Below are 544 nucleotides of genomic sequence, written 5' to 3'. Positions count from 1 at the left end.
CGTGGCGCCGTTCATCGGGATCAAGTTCATCGACCTGTTCATCCAGTTCCTTCCGGGGATGTCATGATGGAACGTCTGCCAGGCTGGATCCGCCAGCACCTCGCCGCGGTTCGAGCGCTGCTTGTGCTGACCGTGGTTCTAGGAGCCGCCTACCCGCTCGCGGTCACCGGCGTCGCCCAGGCCGTGCTCAACGGCAAGGCCAACGGCTCCCTCGTCCAGAAGGGCGGCGCGGACGTCGGCAGCGCCCTCGTCGGGCAGTCCTTCACCGACAAGGACGGCGCTCCGATCAGGACGTACTTCCAGAGCCGCCCGAGCGCGGCCGGGGACGGTTACGACATGCTGGCCAGCTCCGCCAGCAACCTCGGTCCCGAGGACGTCATCGACGTCCTGCCCGACCCGAACGGTGCCGACGACGCCGCCAAGGAAGGCAAGCAGCGTCTCCTCACCAAGGTCTGCGCACGCAGCGCGGCCGTCGGAGCGCTCGAAGGCGTCAGCGGCGCCCGGCCGTACTGCACGGGCGACGGGGTCGGGGCGGTCCTCAAGG

At 69.3% G+C, this 544-nt stretch carries 1 protein-coding gene; it reads left to right on the top strand.

Going from position 1 to position 544, the window contains the following annotated elements:
- Positions 1 to 66: 66 nt before the first annotated feature.
- Positions 67 to 544 (top strand): potassium-transporting ATPase subunit C (locus IMZ11_RS43580; RefSeq protein WP_228649568.1); only part of this gene is annotated, 478 nt, incomplete at its 3' end.

Origin of the sequence: Microtetraspora sp. AC03309 (assembly GCF_020826795.1) — a bacterium.
GTDB classification, from domain to species: domain Bacteria; phylum Actinomycetota; class Actinomycetes; order Streptosporangiales; family Streptosporangiaceae; genus Microtetraspora; species Microtetraspora glauca.
This window is presented reverse-complemented; position numbering and strand designations above follow the sequence as displayed.